1 tRNA gene is annotated in these 268 nt (G+C 52.2%); it reads left to right on the top strand.

The annotated features are described in order from the left end of the window. Positions 1-193: 193 nt before the first annotated feature. Positions 194-267: transfer RNA gene (locus tag OGX97_RS03200), tRNA-Arg, on the top strand. The last annotated feature ends 1 nt before the right edge of the window (position 268 follow it).

Below are 268 nucleotides of genomic sequence, written 5' to 3'. Positions count from 1 at the left end.
ATCTTCTCCGAGACAACAGCAAAACTGTTGTTTTATGGTCTGCGAGATAATCGCGAGCACCAGGGAGGATAACGTTGCTTTAGCAACGGCCCGCAGGGCGAGGCGCAGCCGAGTAATCCTCCCGGATGCACCATCTCTTACTTGATATCGCTTATCACGATATCAATATCGGCAGTAAAGCAAGTTTTCCGATGCATCCGTAGCTCAGCTGGATAGAGTACTCGGCTACGAACCGAGCGGTCGGAGGTTCGAATCCTCCCGGATGCAC

Origin of the sequence: Citrobacter sp. Cpo061 (genome assembly GCF_030332845.1) — a bacterium.
Taxonomy (GTDB): Bacteria; Pseudomonadota; Gammaproteobacteria; order Enterobacterales; family Enterobacteriaceae; genus Citrobacter; species Citrobacter portucalensis.
The sequence above is the reverse complement of the archived record's forward strand: the minus strand, read 5'-3'. Positions and strand labels throughout refer to the sequence as shown.